The sequence below is a fragment of the Clostridium muellerianum genome (assembly GCF_012926525.1).
GTDB lineage: Bacteria > Bacillota > Clostridia > Clostridiales > Clostridiaceae > Clostridium_AM > Clostridium_AM muellerianum.
The window spans coordinates 1-20,259 of record NZ_JABBNI010000010.1 but is presented as its reverse complement, the minus strand read 5'-3'; the positions used below and the strand labels follow the sequence as shown (position 1 = coordinate 20,259).

The 20,259-nt window shown below is 28.7% G+C and carries 21 protein-coding genes; 8 read left to right on the top strand and 13 right to left on the bottom strand.

The window, feature by feature from the left end:
• The first annotated feature begins 6 nt into the window (after positions 1 to 6).
• Positions 7 to 609: a spore protease YyaC gene (gene yyaC / locus HBE96_RS04930; protein ID WP_169296653.1), complete on the top strand. Its 603-nt coding sequence runs from the start codon at positions 7 to 9 to the stop codon at positions 607 to 609.
• 32 nt (positions 610 to 641) lie between these two features.
• On the opposite strand, the gene HBE96_RS04925 is transcribed toward yyaC, so the two are convergent.
• The 13 genes from HBE96_RS04925 to rpmH all read right to left on the bottom strand — a co-directional run bounded on the left by HBE96_RS04925 (position 642) and on the right by rpmH (position 10,356).
• Positions 642 to 896: a YkuS family protein gene (locus HBE96_RS04925; RefSeq protein WP_169296652.1), complete on the bottom strand. Its 255-nt coding sequence runs from the start codon at positions 894 to 896 to the stop codon at positions 642 to 644.
• Between the two features lie 56 nt (positions 897 to 952).
• The gene (locus tag HBE96_RS04920; protein ID WP_169296651.1) at positions 953 to 1,453 is read right to left on the bottom strand and encodes a DUF4446 family protein; all 501 of its coding nucleotides are present in this window, start codon (positions 1,451 to 1,453) and stop codon (positions 953 to 955) included.
• 56 nt (positions 1,454 to 1,509) lie between these two features.
• On the bottom strand, positions 1,510 to 2,376 hold the full coding sequence (locus HBE96_RS04915; protein WP_169296650.1) for a ParB/RepB/Spo0J family partition protein: 867 nt from the start codon (positions 2,374 to 2,376) through the stop codon (positions 1,510 to 1,512).
• A gap of 7 nt (positions 2,377 to 2,383) precedes the next feature.
• Positions 2,384 to 3,151, bottom strand: a complete 768-nt coding sequence (locus HBE96_RS04910) for a ParA family protein (RefSeq protein WP_169296649.1) — start codon at positions 3,149 to 3,151, stop codon at positions 2,384 to 2,386.
• Between the two features lie 220 nt (positions 3,152 to 3,371).
• Positions 3,372 to 4,148, bottom strand: coding sequence for a nucleoid occlusion protein (gene noc / locus HBE96_RS04905; RefSeq protein WP_169296648.1), 777 nt, complete (start codon positions 4,146 to 4,148; stop codon positions 3,372 to 3,374).
• 83 nt (positions 4,149 to 4,231) lie between these two features.
• Positions 4,232 to 4,951, bottom strand: coding sequence for a 16S rRNA (guanine(527)-N(7))-methyltransferase RsmG (gene rsmG, locus HBE96_RS04900; protein ID WP_169296647.1), 720 nt, complete (start codon positions 4,949 to 4,951; stop codon positions 4,232 to 4,234).
• A gap of 28 nt (positions 4,952 to 4,979) precedes the next feature.
• On the bottom strand, positions 4,980 to 6,866 hold the full coding sequence (gene mnmG / locus HBE96_RS04895) for a tRNA uridine-5-carboxymethylaminomethyl(34) synthesis enzyme MnmG (RefSeq protein ID WP_169296646.1): 1,887 nt from the start codon (positions 6,864 to 6,866) through the stop codon (positions 4,980 to 4,982).
• A 9-nt stretch (positions 6,867 to 6,875) separates the two neighbouring features.
• Positions 6,876 to 8,255 (bottom strand): tRNA uridine-5-carboxymethylaminomethyl(34) synthesis GTPase MnmE, encoded by a 1,380-nt coding sequence (gene mnmE, locus HBE96_RS04890; RefSeq protein ID WP_169296645.1) that lies wholly within the window; start codon positions 8,253 to 8,255, stop codon positions 6,876 to 6,878.
• A gap of 47 nt (positions 8,256 to 8,302) precedes the next feature.
• Complete coding sequence (gene jag / locus HBE96_RS04885) at positions 8,303 to 8,926, bottom strand: RNA-binding cell elongation regulator Jag/EloR (RefSeq protein WP_169296644.1); 624 nt, start codon at positions 8,924 to 8,926, stop codon at positions 8,303 to 8,305.
• Positions 8,927 to 8,940: 14 nt separating this feature from the next.
• Positions 8,941 to 9,606 carry a membrane protein insertase YidC gene (locus HBE96_RS04880; protein ID WP_169296643.1) on the bottom strand — a complete coding sequence of 222 codons (666 nt, stop codon included), beginning with the start codon at positions 9,604 to 9,606 and terminating at the stop codon, positions 8,941 to 8,943.
• A gap of 20 nt (positions 9,607 to 9,626) precedes the next feature.
• Entirely contained in the window at positions 9,627 to 9,836 is a 210-nt protein-coding gene (yidD, locus tag HBE96_RS04875) for a membrane protein insertion efficiency factor YidD (protein WP_169296642.1), read from the bottom strand.
• A complete protein-coding gene (rnpA, locus tag HBE96_RS04870; RefSeq protein WP_169296641.1) occupies positions 9,836 to 10,168 on the bottom strand; it encodes a ribonuclease P protein component in 333 nt (110 codons plus the stop codon). Before rnpA ends, yidD begins: the two co-directional genes overlap by 1 nt.
• Positions 10,169 to 10,221: 53 nt before the next feature.
• Complete coding sequence (gene rpmH, locus HBE96_RS04865; RefSeq protein WP_169296640.1) at positions 10,222 to 10,356, bottom strand: 50S ribosomal protein L34; 135 nt, start codon at positions 10,354 to 10,356, stop codon at positions 10,222 to 10,224.
• Between the two features lie 573 nt (positions 10,357 to 10,929).
• Here rpmH and dnaA point away from each other — a divergent pair.
• From dnaA to gyrA, 7 genes are all read left to right on the top strand, one after another.
• Positions 10,930 to 12,282, top strand: coding sequence for a chromosomal replication initiator protein DnaA (dnaA, locus tag HBE96_RS04860; RefSeq protein ID WP_169296639.1), 1,353 nt, complete (start codon positions 10,930 to 10,932; stop codon positions 12,280 to 12,282).
• Between the two features lie 260 nt (positions 12,283 to 12,542).
• Positions 12,543 to 13,646, top strand: a complete 1,104-nt coding sequence (dnaN, locus tag HBE96_RS04855) for a DNA polymerase III subunit beta (protein ID WP_169296638.1) — start codon at positions 12,543 to 12,545, stop codon at positions 13,644 to 13,646.
• 20 nt (positions 13,647 to 13,666) lie between these two features.
• On the top strand, positions 13,667 to 13,873 hold the full coding sequence (gene yaaA / locus HBE96_RS04850; protein WP_169296637.1) for a S4 domain-containing protein YaaA: 207 nt from the start codon (positions 13,667 to 13,669) through the stop codon (positions 13,871 to 13,873).
• A 103-nt stretch (positions 13,874 to 13,976) separates the two neighbouring features.
• Positions 13,977 to 15,068, top strand: a complete 1,092-nt coding sequence (recF, locus tag HBE96_RS04845; protein WP_169296636.1) for a DNA replication/repair protein RecF — start codon at positions 13,977 to 13,979, stop codon at positions 15,066 to 15,068.
• 14 nt (positions 15,069 to 15,082) lie between these two features.
• Positions 15,083 to 15,346, top strand: coding sequence for an extracellular matrix regulator RemB (remB, locus tag HBE96_RS04840; RefSeq protein ID WP_169296635.1), 264 nt, complete (start codon positions 15,083 to 15,085; stop codon positions 15,344 to 15,346).
• Positions 15,347 to 15,361: 15 nt separating this feature from the next.
• A complete protein-coding gene (gyrB, locus tag HBE96_RS04835) occupies positions 15,362 to 17,275 on the top strand; it encodes a DNA topoisomerase (ATP-hydrolyzing) subunit B (protein WP_169296634.1) in 1,914 nt (637 codons plus the stop codon).
• A gap of 16 nt (positions 17,276 to 17,291) precedes the next feature.
• Positions 17,292 to 19,763, top strand: coding sequence for a DNA gyrase subunit A (gene gyrA, locus HBE96_RS04830; protein ID WP_169296633.1), 2,472 nt, complete (start codon positions 17,292 to 17,294; stop codon positions 19,761 to 19,763).
• Positions 19,764 to 20,259: the final 496 nt, after the last annotated feature.

Here is a 20,259-nt window from a genome sequence, read left to right as displayed (position 1 = left end):
TTTTATATGATAAATAAATTAATATTAGATTCCTCATCCCAAGATTCTGTTTTTCAATTAAGAGACACTTTAAGCAAAGAAATTTATCCTATAGTGAAATCAGGCAGACCTATAATTATTTTGTGTATAGGAACTGATAGATCAACTGGTGATAGCCTAGGCCCCTTAGTAGGTGATAAGTTAAATTTTTTAATAAGAGATCGAGTATTTTTATATGGTAGTCTTAAAAATCCTGTTCATGCCAAAAACCTTACTAATACTATTAATGAAGTTAATAATAAATTCAAAAATCCTTTTATAATAGCTGTTGATGCATGTTTAGGCAGCATTCAAAATGTTGGAAAAATAATAGTAGAAGGGAAACCTTTAAAACCAGGTTCTGCTATGAATAAAGATTTGCCTGAAATTGGCGACTTAAGCATAACAGGTATAGTTAATATATCTGGTGCTATGGAATTTATGGTTCTTCAAAATACAAGACTATTCACAGTAATGCAAATTGTAGATGTTATATATAAAGGATTGTATCACTCTATCTTAAAAACCATTGGAGGGAAAAAGTATAATAATGATTTTAACGATAATCTAATACAAAATGCTAATGCCTAATGAAAGATACAAGTATAAATGTTGAAGGCATTTTAAAGTAATGTACTACATGATCTATTATTTAATATACACTCTATTTCTTCTATACTTTTACTACCAGAATCTATTATCAGTGTGCCTTCTCTTTCTATACTACTATTTATATTTGGACTTATTAATCCTCCATTTTTCAAGTTGCATATTATAACATCATACATTTGATTTTCCGGTTTATCAATTATCTCATATCCTCTTTTTTTTAATTCTTGTCTTATGTGCATAAGTTCTTGTGAAATAAAAATTTTCATAAACAAGCCTCCTTTAAGGCTACTATTCCCTTAAAGGAGGCTTATTATTCATTACTTTAAACTTTATTTATAGAATTTTGTAACACTTGTTTTTCTTCTTCAGATAAATCGTATCTTGATATTCCTCTATCAACTGGTTTAGCATACGTAGTACTCTCGTTTCTACCATATATACCTGTAATAATAACACCATCATTATTTTCATCTAATAAAGATATTGAAAAACTTAGATCACTTCCTACATCTTCAAATGCTCTGTATCTTACAACAGAAACTTTTTGAATACATCCTTTTAATCTTGTATCCAATTCCTTATATATTTCTTTCATATCATCTGAATTTTTTTCTACCTTATCCACTTTATCTAGATAGCCTGTTATTAGTTCTTCCAAATTCTTATTATCTACACCCCTCATAAACTTCCTATATCTACCTTCTAATCTGTTTAATGACTTGAATGCAGTAATTACCATAATAAGTAATATTACAACCAATACAAAAAGTGCAGCGATAATATAAACTTGAAAATTGTTTATTATTCCTATGATGTTTTGCATATTGTTTCTCCTTCCATAAATGTTTCATGTGAAACATTAGAGCTGAAAATTTATAATTAATTTTTGATTTCTAATATATCTAGTATTCTTTGAAGATCTTCACTAGAATAATATTCTATTTCAATTTTACCTTTATCTTTTTTATCCAATAACTGAACTTTAGTTCCAAATAGATTTTCTAATTTATTTTTGATATCCACATAATATGGATTTACATCACTTACTGATTTTTTAGATAACCTTTTTTTATTATTTATATTTTTAATAAGCTTTTCTGTTTGCCTTACACTCAATGCTTCATCTATTATCATTTGAGCATATTCATACTGCAAATCCTTATCTTCTAAACTTAATAAAGCTCTTGCGTGTCCTTCTGATATAACTCCATCAATTAAATATTCTTTTACTCTATTATCAATATTTAGTAATCTCAATAAATTTGTTACAGCAGTTCTTGACTTTCCTATTCTATTGCTTAATTGTTCCTGAGTTAATTTAAAATCTTCAATTAACCTCTTATAAGCTAGAGCTTCTTCTATAGGATTTAAATCCTGCCTTTGTATATTTTCGATTAATGAAACTTCTAAAATCTCCTTATCTGATAGGTCCATTATTATTGCAGGAACTTCTTTAATTCCTGCAACTTTAGCTGCTCTCCATCTTCTCTCACCAGCAATTATGGTATATGTATCTCCATTAGATTTTAATATTATAGGTTGTATAATTCCATGTTCTTTTATTGATTCTGAAAGTTGAATAATTTTACGTTCATCAAAATTTTTTCTTGGTTGAGTACTATTCGCCTTTATTAAATTTATATCTATTAAATTTATATTCTCATTATTTTTAGCTTCATTTTCTTCAATAGTTTGATCTGGTATTAATGCCCCAAGGCCTTTCCCTAATCCAAACTTTTTATTCAATATTTCCTCACTCCTTCTGCCTTCTTAAAAATTCTTTAGTTAGATTCTCGTAAGCTTCTGCTCCTCTACATCTATCATCATAAAGCATTATTGGCAGTCCAAAGCTTGGTGCTTCAGCTAACCTTATATTTCTAGGGATAGTTACATCGTAAACTTTATCTTTAAAATACTTTCTTACTTCATTTACAACTTCATTAGATAATTTAGTTCTGCCATCATACATACTCATAATAACCCCTTCAATTTCTATGTTCTTATTAAGAGATTTTTTTACAAGTTGTATAGTATTTACAAGTTGTCCTACGCCTTCTAGTGCATAAAATTCACATTGGATTGGAATAAGTACACTATTAGATAATGTAAGTGCATTAATTGTAAGCAATCCTAATGATGGAGGACAATCTATAAATACAAAATCAAATTGTTCATTTAGGTATTTAATTTTATCCTTTAAAATATTTTCCCTATTTGGTTTATCTATGAGTTCAACTTCTGCTCCTGCTAACTCCATCTTAGATGGTATAATATAAAAATTATCTATTAGCTCACACTTTTTCATAACTTGCTCTAAACCTACATCTGAAGTTAAAACATCATATATAGACTCCTTGATAGTTCTTTTATCAAAACCTAATCCACTAGTAGTATTACCCTGAGGATCAATGTCTATATTTAATATTTTATATCCCTGCATAGCTAAATAAGCACTCAAATTTATAGAAGTTGTCGTTTTACCAACTCCTCCTTTTTGGTTAAATATTGATATTATTTTCATAATCATCACCAACCTTACAGTAGAGGCATTACTAAATATTATTTATGTATAAAAGCGCCTCATTCTTAATTATATATTTTTAAATGAAATATTTAAAGTACTTTAACAAAAATTTCACTTTAATATTTGTAAAAAAAAACTTGAGCCAATACTAGCTCAAGGAAAAAAACAAGTAAGCACTAAAATAATCTGTAAAATTTAAAGTTTCACGTGAAACATCTTATTTTTTAGGTATTTTTATAGTAATTTGTATTTCATCTTCAAAATCTTTAGATGAATACTCTGCATTAAGTCCATATTTATCAAAAACTTGCTTAACGGTATTTATGTATACTCTTGGTGAAAATATTCCTTTTATTTTTTTCTTTCCGTTTTTTGTATTATCCGTCTCTAATTTACTCAATTCTTTTTCTACTAATATTTCTGTATTTTTAACATTTAATGATTTTTTTATTACTACTTTTAGTATGTTTTTTTGAAATTCTTCCGTTGGTAACTTAAGTAATGCTCTAGCATGCCTCTCTGTTAAATTATTTTCTAAAACAATATTTCTTATTTCAGGTGTCAATCTTAATAATCTAATTTTATTGGCAATGGTAGATTGCTTTTTACCTATAGCTTCCGCTAACTTTTCTTGTGTATATGAATGATCCTTTATTAAATTATAATAGGCTTCAGCTTCTTCTAAAAAATTTAAATTATCTCTCTGTAGATTTTCTAAAAGAGCAATAGCTGCTGATTCTCTATCGCTTATATCCACTATTATAACTGGAACCTTTTCTAGACCTGCTTTTTTTGCAGCTCTTAATCTTCTTTCACCAGCTACTAATTCATATTTATCTTCACTTACTTTTCTTACTGATAAAGGTTGTATTATACCATATGTATTTATAGATTGTGCTAACTCCTCTAAACTTTCTTCATCAAAATACTTTCTAGGCTGATATACATTAGGTAAAATTAAATCAACTGATATATAACTAATATTTTCTTGCATATTTAACCATCCCTCTTAAGTTTCACTATTATTAACATATTTCCAATCTTTTAAATGCCTTCTTTTTTATTGAATTATTATACTTATCTTAAAGGCTTTTTACTTGCTGTTCCTGCTTTTCTAGGATATGCTTTTGGTGTTTCTTTTATCTTTTTTATTATAACAAGATTATGTTTTAAATCACTATCTTCAATATTTATCTTTATAACATCTTCTATTTTTCCGCCTAAAATAGATACTGCATTTTTACCATCCTTAATTTCATCTTCCACAGAAGGGCCTTTCATGGCAACAAAGTAACCTCCAACCTTAATATAAGGAATACATAATTCACTTAATACTGAAAGATTGGCAACAGCTCTTGATACTGCAGCATCACTTTTTTCCCTATATTCCGGTTTTCTAGAAAAATCTTCTGCTCTTCCATGAATAGTAGCTACATTTTTTAAACTAATTTTATTTACGACTTCATTTAAAAAATTTATTCTTTTATTTAAAGAATCCAGCAATATCAAATTTAAGTCTTGCTTCATGATTTTAATTGGTATTCCAGGAAAACCAGCTCCAGTACCTACATCAATAATACTTTTAGCTTCTTTTAAAGGAGAAAATTTAAAAATCTTTATACAATCTATAAAATGTTTCTTAAATATTTGTTCATCATCAACTATAGCTGTTAAGTTAATTTTTTCATTCCAAAATTTAATCATGTCTTTATACTGATCAAACTTACTGTAAATATCCTTATTAAAAGATAACCCTACATCTTTACACGCATCACTCATTATATCGAAATATTTCATAATTTATTCTCCATTCTAAAACATTTAATTATTCCTGACTTTTGGTTCTATATTCTCTTTCAAGATATATTAAAAGTACTGAAATATCCGCAGGAGAAACACCTGAAATTCTTGAAGTTTGCCCTATGTTCATAGGTTTCACCTTGCTTAGTTTTTGTATAGCTTCTAATCTTAAACCTTTTATATTATTATAATCAATATCATTTGGGATATTTTTATTTTCAAATTTTTTAAATTGTACTACCTGCTCTAATTGTTTGTTGATATATCCTTCATACTTTGAAATAATATTAACTTCCTCTTTTATATCATCTGGTAATTCAATTCTATCCTTATCTAAAGGAGCTACTTTAAAATAATCAAGTTCAGGTCTTTTTATAAGTTCATATAAACTTATAGACTTTTTGAGTTCTGAAGAATCCAATGAACTTAGAAATTCAATAACTTCTTTTTTAGGATTAATTTGAACACTTTTTATTCTATTTATCTCTTCTTGTATTGCTTGTTTTCTTTGTAAAAACTTATTATATCTTTCTTCTTTAACTAAACCTATGTCATGTCCAATCTCTGTTAATCTTAAATCTGCATTATCTTGTCTCAAAATTAATCTATATTCTGAACGTGATGTCATCATTCTATATGGTTCTTCTGTACCTTTAGTTACTAAGTCATCTATGAGTACACCTATATATGCATCTGATCTTTTTAAAATTAAAGGTTCCCTATCTTGAATTTTAAGCGAAGCATTTATTCCTGCAATAATTCCTTGCGCTGCTGCTTCTTCATATCCAGAACTTCCATTTACCTGACCTGCTCCAAAAAGTCCTTCTATATTTTTAAACTCTAATGATAACTTAAGTTGTTGGGGATTTATAGAATCATACTCTATAGCATAAGCTGTTCGTAAAATTTCTACATTCTCAAGACCTTCTATTGTTCTATACATAGCAAGCTGAACTTCTTCTGGAAGTGAACTAGAAGCTCCTCCTACATAAAGTTCTTCTGTATTCTCCCCTTCTGGTTCTATAAATATTTGATGCTTTTCTTTATCTGGAAATCTCATAACCTTATCTTCTATTGACGGACAATATCTAGGTCCTACTGATTTTATAGTTCCATTATACAATGGAGATCTATTTATATTGTCTCTTATAACCTTAAGTGTATCATATGTAGTATAAGTTAAATAACAAGGTATTTGTTCTCTATTAATATCATCACTCATAAATGAAAATGGAACTATCTTCTTATCACCTTTTTGTTCTATCATTTTAGAAAAATCAACACTTCTACTGTTCACTCTTGCAGGTGTACCAGTTTTAAATCTCCTAAGTTCTATACCTAGCTCTAAGAGTTTTTGTGATAACTCATTAGCAGGGAAAAGTCCGCTTGGACCTCCACTATAATTAACTTCACCTATTATAATTTTACCTCTTAAATAAGTTCCTGTAGTAAGAATAACTGCTTTTGTTTTAAAATAAGCTCCATTTTTAGTTAATACACCACAAACTTTTTTATTTTCTACTTTTATATCTATAACTTCAATTTGTCTTAAATAAAGATTTTCTTCTTTCTCTATAGTATGCTTCATTCTTTCGGAGTATCGTTTCTTATCAGCCTGCGCCCTTAATGAATGTACTGCAGGACCTTTAGATGTATTAAGCATTCTTGATTGAATAAATGTATGGTCTATATTTACACCCATTTCTCCACCTAATGCATCTATCTCTCTTACCAAATGACCTTTTGCAGTACCACCTACACTTGGATTACATGGCATAAAACCAACACTATCTAAATTCATAGTACACATTAAAGTTTTGCAACCCATCCTTGCTGCTGCAAGTCCTGCCTCACAACCTGCATGACCTGCTCCAATTACAACTACATCATATTCTCCAGCAAAATATTCCATATACTTTTCCTACTTTCCTAAACAAAATTCCGAAAATATTTTATTTATTATATCTTCTTCTAACGTATCTCCAGTTATCTCACCTAAACTCATCCAGGCATTTCTTATATCTATAGATGCTAAATCTATAGCTGATGTATTTTTTAATGCATCTAAAGCTTGAATACAGCTTTCCTTAGCTTTTATTAAAGCTTCTTTATGTCTTGTATTAGTTATAAGTATATCTTTTGATATAACTTCTCCATTAAAAAACAATTCCTTTATACATTCTTTAAGTTTATCTATACCTTCTCCTGTTTTAGCTGAGGTTTCTATTATATAATTTGAATTAAGATTTTTTATATCTCCTTTATTTATTTTACCACCTAAATCACTTTTATTTAACAAAATTATATATTTTTTATCTTTTATATAATCTATAATTTCGATATCCTCATTATCTAATTTTCTACTCAAATCTAACATTAATATAACTAAATCAGCTTCATTTATCTTTTCTTTAGATTTTTCAACACCGATTTTCTCCACAAAATCTTCAGTTTCTCTAATTCCTGCAGTATCTACTATTTTTACAGCTACACCATCTATATTTATATATTCTTCTATTACGTCCCTTGTAGTTCCTGGTATTTCAGTAACTATAGCTCTTTTTTCTCTTAAAAGAGAATTTAAAAGTGAAGATTTTCCCACATTAGGTTTACCTACAATAACAGTATTAAGACCTTCTCTAATTATTTTACCTTCTTCCGAAGTTTTTAATATGTTATCCATATCTTCAACCACACTTTTTAACTGTGTTGAAACTTTATCTGCAGTTACTTCTTCCAAATCATCTTCTGGATAATCCACTGTGGCTTCTATATGAGCAACAATTTCTAAAAGATTATTTCTTACTAAATTTATTTTCTCGGAAACTTTTCCTTTAGACTGAGCCACTGCTGATTTCATTGCAAGTTCAGTTTTAGCTCTAATTATATCAATAACAGCTTCAGCTTGACTTAAATCAATTCTTCCATTTAAAAATGCTCGTTTCGTAAATTCTCCAGGCTCTGCTAACCTAGCCCCACTCTTAATTACTTCTTCTAATACTTTTTTAGTAGCGACTACTCCACCATGACAATTTATTTCAATTGTATCTTCAGCCGTAAAACTTCTAGGAGCTTTCATATAGCTTACTAAAACTTCATCTAAAGTATCACCAGTATCTTTCTCTATAATAAAACCATATCTAATAGTATATGGTTTTATATCATCTAATTTTCTATCATTAGGTCCTTTAAATAAACTACTTACCATTTTTAACGCTTTATCTCCTGAAACTCTTATGATAGATATTCCACCTTCACCTAAAACCGTACTTATTGCTGCTATAGTATCAAATTCTTTCATCATTTCACTCCTTATTTAAATTTACTAGTAAAGCAAAAAGAAAGCCATTAGGCTTTCTTTAAATCCACTACAACTCTTCTAAAAGGTTCTTCACCTTCGCTATAGGTATCCACTAAAACGTCATCTTGAAGCGCAGAATGAATTATTCTTCTTTCATAAGGATTCATCGGCTCCAACTTTACAGCCTTTCCAGTCTTCCTAACTTTATCTGCTATTCTTCTTGCAAGTCTTTTTAAAGTTTCTTCTCGCTTTAATCTATAATTCTCAGTATCTAAAATTACTCTTTTGTATTCAGTATCATGTCCCTTGTTGACTACAAGGCTTATAAGATATTGCAGAGAATCTAAAGTTTCGCCTCTATATCCTATAAGTATACCCATATTAGGACCTGTCAAAGATACTTTTATTACATTACCCTCTTCTTTTGTTCTTATTTCAGCTTTGACTTTCATAGAATCTAACACATCTCTTAGAAAAGCTTTAGCCTCATACATATAATCTCTTTTAACTGTTACTTTTATTTTCGCAGGTCTGGAACCTATATTAAAAAAACCTTTTTTCCCAGAATCCAAAACCTCTACTTCTACCTTATCTTCTGTAACCTTTAATTCACTTAAAGCAATTTTCAAAGCTTCTTCAACAGTTCTTCCCGTCATTTCCATAACCTTCATATACAGGTCACCCCCTAGGCTTTAATATTGCCTTTGTTTTTATCAACTTTCTTCATAACTAATGTCTGTGCTACTTGAATCAAATTGTTTACTACCCAATATAATACTAAAGCTGATTTTAAACGCCAGCTAATAAACACCATAAATATAGACATACCTACATTCATTGTAGTTGTCTGTTTTGCTTGAGCACTATCTCCTGACATCATCATTAAAGCTCCAGAAAAATATGTAGTTAAACCGGACAAAACAGGTAGAATAAATTTACTATCAGGTTTTGCTAAATCACTTATCCATAAGAAATGAACTCCACTTATACCGTGCAAGTTATTAAATACATAATAAAGTGCTATAAATATTGGCCATTGAATAAGCATTGGTAAACATCCACTAAGTGGGCTAGCTCCTTTTTCCTTATAAAGCTTCATCATCTCTTGTTGAGCTTTTTGTGGATCATTTTTATATTTTTCCTGTATTCTTTTTGTTTCCGGTTGCAATTCACTCATAACTAAAGAAGATTTAGTTTGTTTTATATTTAACGGCAACAATATAATTCTAATTATAAGTGTAACTAAAATAATCGCTACACCATAAGAAATATTCTGATTAGGAATTACTCCTGAAACTCCTTGATGTACTAATTCAAAAAATTGAACAAATGCATTATTTAAATGTTGCAAAATATAAACCTCCCGACGATTTATTTAACTGGATCATATCCACCTTTATTAAAAGGATTACACCTTAATATTCTCTTTATAGCCATAAATCCACCTTTTAATACACCATGCTTTTCTAAAGCGTCTAAAGCATACTGTGAACATGTTGGATAAAATCTACAACAAGGTCCTTTTAAAGGAGATATATACTTTTTATATAACTTAATAAAAAAAATTAAAAATCCTTTCATTAATTATACAACCCTGCCCTTTTTAAAAGATTTTTAATAGCATCACTTATTTGATCATAATTCTTTTCACTAGCATTGCTTCTAGCTATAAAAACTAAATCATATCCTGTTATTAATTCACTATTATTTAATCTATAGCCTTCTTTAATTAGCCTTTTAACCCTATTTCTAGTAACGCTCTTACCTACCTTTTTACTCACTGATATCCCTAATCTATTTATATCTTTTCTATTTTTGTATATGTACAATACTAGCAAATGATTAGAAAAAGATTTTCCTCTCCTATATATAAACCTAAATTCTGTATTCTTTCTTACCTTATGGTCCTTCATTTACCTTGCTCCTTTTTTTCTGCAATTGCAGAAAAAGGCCACAAAAGCGGCCCTTATGCTGTTAATCTTTTTCTACCTTTTAGTCTTCTTCTTTTAAGAACGTTTCTTCCTGCTGAAGTACTCATTCTTTTTCTGAAGCCATGCTCTCTTTTTCTTTGTTTCTTTTTTGGTTGATAAGTCATGAACATCCTAACTACACCCCCTTTTAAGTAAGTTATATGACCCTCTAAAACTCACTCTAAGCCTATGAGGATTATTCACTTTAAAGCTAATTGTCAACTTATTACCACGTTTAAAGTTTCACTATTAAATTATATATTCATGAAGTTACAATGTCAACATAAATTCTGTTAAGTAAAAGAATTAAAAACACCCTGTGACACTTTTTTATTTCTTTTTGTGGATAACTTCTTGAATAGGTTGCTATGTTTTGATATTATTAATAGAGAACTGTGTATAACTTAATTTTTTCAATACTTATGCACAGCTGTGTATAAAATTGTGCATAACTTGTTTCTATTAATATGAAAAGTATCTTTGCTTTTCATATTTTTGACTAATTTCTTAATATTATTCACTGTTTATAACATTCATATTTATTTTTTAATTTATGTTAATAACTTTTTAATTTATAAAAACATAAACAATTTTATTAACATGTGAATATTTTTATAAACATTTGTCAAGAAAATATAATGGTGTTTATAATAGTGTTTATAAATTGTTAATTCTATTTTTTATTTAAGACTGGAGGATACAAAATGAATGCCCATTTAAAAGAAATATGGGAAAAAACATTAAATATAATAAAAGGTGAGCTTACTGAAGTAAGTTTTAATACTTGGATAAAAAGTATTACCCCGATATCTATAGAAAATAATATTTTGCATTTAAGTGTTCCTAATGATTTTACTCGCGGAATACTAAATACTAGATACAAAGATTTAATAGTAAATGCATTAAAGCTCATTACTTCAAAAAAGTATAATGTTGAATTTTCTATAGTTTCTGAAGAGGCCCTATCTTCAGAGGAACCAAAACAAAAATCAAAAGATATTAAAACACATATAAATGTTAATGACGAAATGTCAACCATGCTAAATCCAAAATATACTTTTGATTCATTTGTAATAGGTAATAGTAATAGATTTGCTCATGCTGCATCTTTAGCTGTAGCAGAAGCTCCAGCTAAAGCTTATAATCCTCTTTTTATTTATGGAGGGGTTGGTCTTGGAAAAACTCACTTAATGCATGCTATAGGTCATTATATATTAGAAAATAATCCAAACTCTAAAGTAGTTTACGTATCATCAGAAAAATTTACAAACGAACTTATAAATTCAATTAAAGATGATAAAAATGTTGATTTTAGAAATAAATATAGAAATATTGATGTTCTCCTAATAGATGATATTCAATTCATAGCAGGTAAAGAAAGAACTCAAGAAGAATTTTTCCATACATTTAATGCACTACATGATGCAAGTAAACAAATAATTCTTTCAAGTGATAGACCACCAAAAGAAATTCCTACACTTGAAGATAGACTTCGTTCTAGATTTGAATGGGGACTTATTGCAGATATACAAGCTCCTGATTTCGAGACTAGAATGGCTATACTAAAAAAGAAAGCTGATGTAGAAAACTTAAATATACCAAATGAAGTTATGGTATATATAGCTACAAAAATAAAATCAAATATAAGGGAATTAGAAGGAGCACTTATTAGAATAGTAGCTTTTTCTTCTCTAACTAACAAAGAAATTAGCGTAGATTTAGCTGCAGAAGCTTTAAAGGACATAATATCTAGCAAACAATCAAAACAAGTAACTATAGATTTAATACAAGATGTAGTTGCTAATTATTTTAACCTTAAGGTCGATGATTTTAAATCTTCTAGAAGAACTAGGAATGTTGCTTTTCCTAGACAAATTGCTATGTATTTATGTCGAAAGCTCACAGACATGTCTCTTCCTAAAATTGGCGAGGAATTTGGTGGAAGGGATCATACCACTGTAATACATGCTTATGAAAAAATATCCGGAAACTTAAAAGTTGACGAAAGTCTTCAAAATTCAGTTAATGACCTTACAAAAAGAATAAATCAAAAGTAAGTATAAACAACTGTTTATATTTATTAAGTAATATCTTGTGGATAACAAAACAATATTATTTATTTATTTAATTATGTGGATAAAGTCAATAATTGTTGGCTTACTTATCCACAATTATTTTTTCTTAATTTTTCAGGTTTATGAACGTTTATAGACGTTATCAACATATTCACAGCCCCTACTACTATTACTACTAAATAATTTAATTATCTAATCTATAATATATTAAAAATTTATTGTGAATAAGGAGGCTCTTTATTATGAAATTTACATGTGAAAAATCAATATTACAAGAAGGTATATCCACAGTACAAAAAGCTGTTACTGGAAAATCTAATTTACCTATTTTAAACGGAATATTAATAAAAACAAATAAAAATGAACTAATCCTAACAGGATCCGATATAGATTTAAGTATTCAAACAAAAATAAAAGCAGATGTAATTGAAGAAGGAACTATAGTTATAGATGCAAAGATATTTGGAGAAATAATAAGAAAACTTGATAATGATACAATACATATATCTACTATAGAAAATAACTCTATAGAAATAATATGTAATAAATCTAGATTTACTCTTATTCATATGAAGCCAGAAGATTTTCCTGAACTTCCAAATATAAATGAAAATATGATATTTAGTATACCTCAAAATATATTAAAAAGTATGATAAGAGGAACTATATTTGCTACGGCTCAAGATGAAACTAGACCTATACTTACAGGTATATTATTTGAAATAAACAATAAAAAGTTAAATTTAGTGGCTCTTGATGGATACAGACTTGCGTTAAAATCTGAAAATTTAGATACAGATAATGTTATAAGTGCAGTAATTCCCGGGAAAACTTTAAGTGAAGTATCTAAAATATTAGAAGAAAATGATGAAAATGTTAATATAACATTTACACCTAATCACATTTTATTTAGTATTGCAGAAACTAAAATTATATCAAGACTCTTAGAAGGTGAATTTATAAAATATTCTTCCATAATTCCAGAAGAATATAATTTAAAAATTATTGCTAAAAGAGGGGAATTGCTTAATTCCATAGAAAGAGCATCATTAATGGGTAAGGATGGAAACACAAACCTTATTAAATTAAATGTAGAAGATGATACAATGGTAATAACTTCAAATTCTCAATTAGGAATGGTGAGAGAAGAGGTTAATATAATTTTGCAAGGAGATCATCTTGAAATTGCATTTAATTCAAAATACCTTATTGACGTTTTAAAAATAATGGAAGAAGATGAAGTAGTTATGGAACTATCAAGCAGCGTAAGTCCGTGCATTATAAAAAATAAGGATGAAAATAATTGCACATATCTTGTATTACCTGTAAGATTATTAAACAATTAATTAAAGTGAGGAAATTGATTATGAAGGAAATAGAAATAAATACTGATATCATAAAATTAGATTCTTTTTTAAAATGGTGTGGAGCTGTAACTTTAGGTTCTGAAGCAAAGATGTTCATACAAGATGGTTTGGTTAAAGTAAATAACCAAGTTGAAACCAGAAGAGGAAAAAAACTTATAAAGGGAGATATTATAGAATATAACAATGAAATTTATAAAATAATTTAATTTACATTGGCACATAAAGTAATTTATAATTATTACTTAACAATATTTTAATGTTAATTGTGCATTGACTATAGTATGGTATAATTATGTTGGGTGTGTTTGTATGTATATAAAATATTTACAACTTATTAATTTTAGGAACTATAATGAACTAAATATAGAATTAAATAGAAACATAAATGTTTTTATAGGAAATAACGCTCAAGGAAAAACTAATATTTTAGAGAGCATATATTACTGCAGTATCGGAAAATCTACCAGAACAAATAAGGATAAAGAACTTATAAATTGGAATGGTAAGGAAGCATATATAAAATTATATGTTGCAAAACATAGAATAGATAAAAAAATAGAAATAAAGATTTTTAAAGAAGGTAAAAAAGGGATAAATATAAATTCTATTAAAGTAAATAAAATATCTGATCTTATGGGAGTTTTTAACGTAGTTATGTTTTCACCTGAAGATTTAAAAATAGTTAAAGAGTCTCCATCATACAGACGAAAATTCCTAGATATGGAACTGTGTAAACTAAGCAAAAAGTATTATTTCAATCTTGTTCAGTATAATAAAGTTTTAAATGAAAGAAATGTAATTTTAAAAAAATGGAATAAACAAGATTTAGATATGCTTCAAGTATATGATGAACAATTAGCAAAGTATGGAGCATATATAGTTGAAACTAGAAGTAAGTATGTAAAAAAGCTTACAGAAAAGGGTATAATAATACATAAAAGAATGACTTCAGGTTCTGAAAATATAGAATTCAATTATATAACAGGTGTAAAAAACATAGATGATTCCCAGCAGGAAATTTTAAATTTATTAAAAAGTAATAGATTAAAAGACTTTGAAAAAAGAATTACTGCTTTTGGACCTCATAGAGATGATTTTGATATAAAGATAAATGGTATAGATGCTAGAAGTTATGGTTCACAGGGACAGCAAAGGACTTCAGTTTTAACTATTAAATTTGCTTCTTTAGAAATAATAAAAGAAACTATAGGAGAATATCCTATTCTTTTATTAGATGATGTTTTGTCTGAACTTGATTGTAATAGGCAAAAATATATACTAAATTCTATTAATAATATACAGACATTTATAACCTGCACTGGTATTGAAGATATAAAAAATAATTTAAAAGAAGATTCTCAATTGTTTATGGTTGAAAAAGGTTTTGTAAATAGAGTTTGAAAGGAGAGTGTCTTATGTTTTTACACTTAGGTGAAAATATAGTAGTTCCAATAAAAGATATAATTGGCATATTTGATGTGGAAAACTCAATGTATAGTTCTGATACTATTCAATTTTTAAGAATGGCTGAAGAAGATGGCTTTGTTCAAAGGATTACAAATGATAAACCAAAATCCTTTATTATAGCTGAAGTTGATAAAAAAAGTAAAGTTTATTTATCACCTATTTCTTCATCTACGTTAACAAAAAGATCAGAAACTTTATATTATGAGCCTTAAGATAGGAGGATAGGTATGTCAGAACAAAAAAAACAAATTTATGATGAAAGTCAGATACAGGTATTAGAAGGATTAGAAGCAGTAAGAAAAAGACCAGGAATGTATATAGGAAGCACAAGTGCGAGGGGTCTTCATCACTTAGTTTACGAAATAGTAGATAACAGTATAGATGAAGCTTTAGCAGGATTTTGCAAAAATATAGAGGTTACTATACACAATGATAACTCAATTACTGTTATTGATGATGGTAGGGGAATGCCTGTTGGCATGCATCCTAAAATGAAGAAACCTACTGTTGAAGTTATAATGACAGTACTTCATGCAGGTGGAAAATTTGGAGGCGGTGGATACAAAGTCTCAGGGGGACTCCATGGTGTAGGAGCTTCTGTTGTAAATGCCCTTTCAGAATTATGCGAAGTTGAAGTTAAAAGAGAAGGACATATATGGAGACAGGTATTTGAAAGAGGAAAAACTAAAACAGGTCTTGAAACAATAGGTGACAGTGAAGAACATGGAACTAAAATTCACTTCAAGCCAGATAATGAAATCTTTGAAGAAGTAGACTATGATTATGATACATTAGCTCAAAGATTGAGAGAATTATCATTTTTAAATAAAAATATAAAAATAATTTTAAGTGATGAAAGAACAGATAAATCTGAAGTATTTCACTACGAAGGAGGAATAAAATCCTTTGTAAATTATTTAAATAGAAACAAACAAATAGTTAATAAAGAGCCGATATATGTTGAAGGAAATAGAGAAGATTGTTCTGTTGAAATTTCTATTCAATATAATGATGGATATACAGAAAATATATTTTCTTTTGCAAATAATATAGATACAGTAGAAGGTGGAACACATTTAGCAGGATTTAAGTCTGCATTAACAAGAGTTTTCAATGATTATGCGAAGAAATTTGGTATTTTAAAAGAAAATGACAAAAATTTATCTGGAGAAGACATAAGGGAAGGACTTACAGCAGTTATATCAGTAAAGCTTATCGATCCCCAATTTGAAGGTCAGACTAAAACAAAGCTTGGTAACAGTGAAATTAGAGGAGTAGTTGATAGTGTAGTAGGTGATGGAGTAAGTTCATTTCTTCAGGAAAATCCACAGATAGCAAAGGCTATACTTGACAAGTCATTAATGGCATCACGTGCTAGAGAAGCAGCTAGGAAGGCTAGAGAGTTAACAAGACGTAAATCAATACTTGAAAATACATCTTTACCAGGTAAACTTGCAGATTGTTCTTCTAAGGACCCTAAGGAATGCGAAATATATTTAGTTGAGGGTGATTCTGCAGGTGGTTCAGCAAAACAAGGAAGAGACAGAAAAACTCAAGCTATATTACCTTTAAAAGGAAAAATAATGAACGTTGAAAAGCAAAGGTTAGATAAAATTTTAGGATATGAAGAAATAAGAGCTATGATAACAGCTTTTGGTGCAGGAATAGGTAAAGATTTTGATGTTGAAAAAATAAGATATGATAGAATAATTATAATGACAGATGCCGATGTAGATGGTGCGCATATAAGAACATTATTACTTACATTTTTTTATAGATACATGAAAGAACTAGTAGAGCAAGGACATGTATATATAGCTCAACCACCGCTTTATAAGCTTGCTAAAGGCAAAAAAGAATATTATGCCTATACTGATAAAGAATTGGAAAAATTACTTGGGGATATGGGCGGAAAAGATAATAATACAAATATCCAAAGGTATAAAGGTCTTGGAGAAATGGATGCCACACAACTTTGGGATACTACAATGAATCCAGAAGAAAGGATCTTACTTCAAGTAACAGTAGAGGATGCTATGGTAGCTGATGAGATTTTCACTATACTTATGGGTGATAAGGTAGAGCCGCGCAGAGAGTTCATACAAGAAAATGCGGAAAAGGTTATAAACCTAGACATATAATAAAGAGGTGTAATTGATGTTTAATGAAGGAAAGATTTTACCAGTAGACATAAGCCATGAAATGAAAAAGTGTTATATAGATTATGCTATGAGTGTTATCGTAGGGCGTGCATTACCTGATGTACGTGATGGATTGAAACCTGTACATAGAAGAATTCTCTATTCCATGCATGAGCTAGGACTGACTCCTGATAAGGGATATAGAAAATGTGCTAGAATAGTAGGAGATGTTTTAGGTAAATACCATCCACATGGTGATACAGCTGTTTATGATGCTTTAGTTAGATTAGCACAGGATTTTTCTATAAGATATACATTAGTAAATGGACACGGAAATTTTGGTTCTGTAGATGGGGATAGTGCAGCAGCTATGAGATACACAGAAGCTAAGATGAATAAAATAACTCTTGAAATGTTAAGAGACATAAATAAAAACACAGTAGATTTCGTTCCTAATTTTGATGGAGAAGAGCAAGAACCATCAGTAGTACCATCAAGATTTCCTAATTTACTTGTTAATGGATCTGCAGGTATAGCTGTGGGTATGGCAACTAATATTCCTCCTCATAATTTAACAGAAGTTATAAATGGTATAGAAATGCTTATAGACAATCCTGAAATTACAATAACGGAATTAATGACAGAAATAAAAGGACCTGATTTTCCAACAGCGGGTATAATACTTGGAACATCAGGAATAAGATCTGCTTATGAAACAGGAAGAGGAAAAGTTATTGTAAGGGCTAAAACTGATATTGAAGAAGAGAAAGGCAGACATAGAATAGTTGTAAGTGAAATACCTTATCAAGTAAATAAATCTAAGCTTATAGAAAGTATAGCTGATTTAGTTAAAGAAAAGAAAATAGAGGGTATTTCAGACATTAGGGATGAATCAGATAGGGAAGGTATGAGAATTGTAGTAGAGTTAAAAAGAGATGCTAACCCTAATGTAATTTTAAATCAACTTTATAAACATACTAAAATGCAAGATACATTTGGTATTATAATGATTGCACTTGTAAATAACAAACCAGAAGTATTAAATTTAAAACAAGTTCTTGTACATTATTTAGATTTCCAAAAAGAAATAATAAGAAGAAGAACTAAATTTGATTTAGATAAGGCTTTAGCTCGTGCTCATATTTTAGAGGGTTTAAGAATAGCGCTTGATCATATAGATCAGATTATAAATATTATAAGGTCTTCTAAAAATGGAGAAGAAGCTAAAAATGGACTTATGACAAACTTTAATCTTTCTGAAAAGCAAGCTCAAGCTATATTGGATATGAGGCTTCAGAGACTTACAGGTTTAGAAAGAGAAAAAATTGAAAATGAATATAACGAATTGGAAAAAGCTATAGCTCATTTGAAGGATATATTAGAAAGAGAAGAATTACTTCTAAGTATAATAAAAGAAGAACTTATTGAAATAAAGAATAAATATGGCGATGATAGAAGAACTGAAATAGAGAAAAATATCAACGATATAAATATTGAAGATTTAATACAGGAGCAGGAAGTAGTTATAACATTAACTCATGCTGGATATATAAAAAGAATAGCAGCAGATACGTATTCTGCTCAAAAAAGAGGTGGAAAAGGAATACAGGCAATGACTACAAAAGAAGATGATTTTGTAGAGCATATGTTTATTACATCCAATCATAACAATATATTATTCTTTACTAATAGAGGTAGGGTTTATAAATTAAAAGGCTATGAGTTACCTGATGCTGGTAGAACAGCTAAAGGAATGAACTTAATAAACTTACTACCTATAGAACCAAATGAAAAAATACAGGCAGTTATAACTTTTAAAGAATTTAATGAAAGCAACTATTTTATAATGGGTACAAAACGAGGCCTAATTAAGAAAACTCAAGTTAGTCAATATTCATCTATAAGAAAAAATGGTTTAAATGCAATAAACTTACGAGAAGATGATGAACTTATAGGTGTTAGGATGACTACAGGTGAGAGTGAAATACTTGTGTTTACTAAAAATGGTTATGCTATTAGGTTTAATGAAAAAGATGTAAGACCTATGGGAAGAACTGCTACTGGTGTTAAAGCTATAACTCTAAGGGAAGAAGATATAGCAGTTGCTATGGATATTGTATGTGAAGGACAGGATGTTTTAGTTATAAGTGAAAATGGATTTGGAAAAAGAACACCTGTATCAGAATATACACCTCATAGAAGAGGCGGAAAAGGTATGATAACCTATAAGGTATCAGAAAAAACAGGGTTAATAGTTGGAGCAAGATTAGTAAAAGATGAAGATGAAATGATGCTTGTAAATAGCAGTAATGTAGCTATAAGACTTAATGTATCAGATATATCTACAACTAGTAGAAATGCAATGGGTGTTACTTTAATGAGAACAGGTGATGAACAAAAGGTAGTTGCTATTGCTAAAATTAATTATGATGAAAATGTAGAAAAAATTGATTTAGAAAAAGATGATGAAGAAATAAAAGGTGAATAAATTTTAAAAATAAGTGAGGAGTAAGTACTTCTCACTTATTTTTTATATAATAAAAGTTTTAGTTAACAATGGTTTATCTCACAGTTTTAAATAAACCAAACCACGTGTGTCAATATGAGAAAAAGCTTTAAAAATAAAGAAATGCATAGTAAAGTTAGGATATTTCAATACAATCAGTAGATTTTGTTAATAAAAAGGTGTTAAATTTGATAAAATATCACTTGTCGTTAGCAAATACGACAATTTAAATTAATCAATTCAATGTTTGACAAGTTTGAAATTACATGATATAATATAAAAGTCGTGTGATTGTTAAAAAAAAGAACTTAAAAAAAGTTCTTGACAAAACTAAGCAAACATGATAAGATGTAAAAGTCGCTGAGATGCGACAAGATCCTTGAAAATTAAACAGAGTGAAAGTAAGATTTAAATCTTATTTTAAATAAGCCAGTATTAGTTAAACTAATAAGTTTAACGTCAATAATTTGAGTACAGA

Excerpts from the sequence above, each read along its gene's own strand:
- gyrA (WP_169296633.1), top strand. The coding sequence starts at position 17,292 with ATGTTTAATGAAGGAAAGATTTTACCAGTAGACATAAGCCATGAAATG.
- yyaC (WP_169296653.1), top strand. The coding sequence starts at position 7 with ATGATAAATAAATTAATATTAGATTCCTCATCCCAAGATTCTGTTTTT.
- HBE96_RS04925 (WP_169296652.1), bottom strand. The coding sequence starts at position 896 with ATGAAAATTTTTATTTCACAAGAACTTATGCACATAAGACAAGAATTA.
- rnpA (WP_169296641.1), bottom strand. The coding sequence starts at position 10,168 with ATGAAGGACCATAAGGTAAGAAAGAATACAGAATTTAGGTTTATATAT.
- mnmG (WP_169296646.1), bottom strand. The coding sequence starts at position 6,866 with ATGGAATATTTTGCTGGAGAATATGATGTAGTTGTAATTGGAGCAGGT.
- yidD (WP_169296642.1), bottom strand. The coding sequence starts at position 9,836 with ATGAAAGGATTTTTAATTTTTTTTATTAAGTTATATAAAAAGTATATA.
- remB (WP_169296635.1), top strand. The coding sequence starts at position 15,083 with ATGTTTTTACACTTAGGTGAAAATATAGTAGTTCCAATAAAAGATATA.
- mnmE (WP_169296645.1), bottom strand. The coding sequence starts at position 8,255 with ATGAAAGAATTTGATACTATAGCAGCAATAAGTACGGTTTTAGGTGAA.
- yaaA (WP_169296637.1), top strand. The coding sequence starts at position 13,667 with ATGAAGGAAATAGAAATAAATACTGATATCATAAAATTAGATTCTTTT.
- HBE96_RS04910 (WP_169296649.1), bottom strand. The coding sequence starts at position 3,151 with ATGAAAATAATATCAATATTTAACCAAAAAGGAGGAGTTGGTAAAACG.
- HBE96_RS04920 (WP_169296651.1), bottom strand. The coding sequence starts at position 1,453 with ATGCAAAACATCATAGGAATAATAAACAATTTTCAAGTTTATATTATC.
- jag (WP_169296644.1), bottom strand. The coding sequence starts at position 8,926 with ATGAAGGTTATGGAAATGACGGGAAGAACTGTTGAAGAAGCTTTGAAA.
- recF (WP_169296636.1), top strand. The coding sequence starts at position 13,977 with ATGTATATAAAATATTTACAACTTATTAATTTTAGGAACTATAATGAA.
- noc (WP_169296648.1), bottom strand. The coding sequence starts at position 4,148 with ATGCAAGAAAATATTAGTTATATATCAGTTGATTTAATTTTACCTAAT.
- dnaN (WP_169296638.1), top strand. The coding sequence starts at position 12,543 with ATGAAATTTACATGTGAAAAATCAATATTACAAGAAGGTATATCCACA.
- gyrB (WP_169296634.1), top strand. The coding sequence starts at position 15,362 with ATGTCAGAACAAAAAAAACAAATTTATGATGAAAGTCAGATACAGGTA.
- rpmH (WP_169296640.1), bottom strand. The coding sequence starts at position 10,356 with ATGTTCATGACTTATCAACCAAAAAAGAAACAAAGAAAAAGAGAGCAT.
- dnaA (WP_169296639.1), top strand. The coding sequence starts at position 10,930 with ATGAATGCCCATTTAAAAGAAATATGGGAAAAAACATTAAATATAATA.
- rsmG (WP_169296647.1), bottom strand. The coding sequence starts at position 4,951 with ATGAAATATTTCGATATAATGAGTGATGCGTGTAAAGATGTAGGGTTA.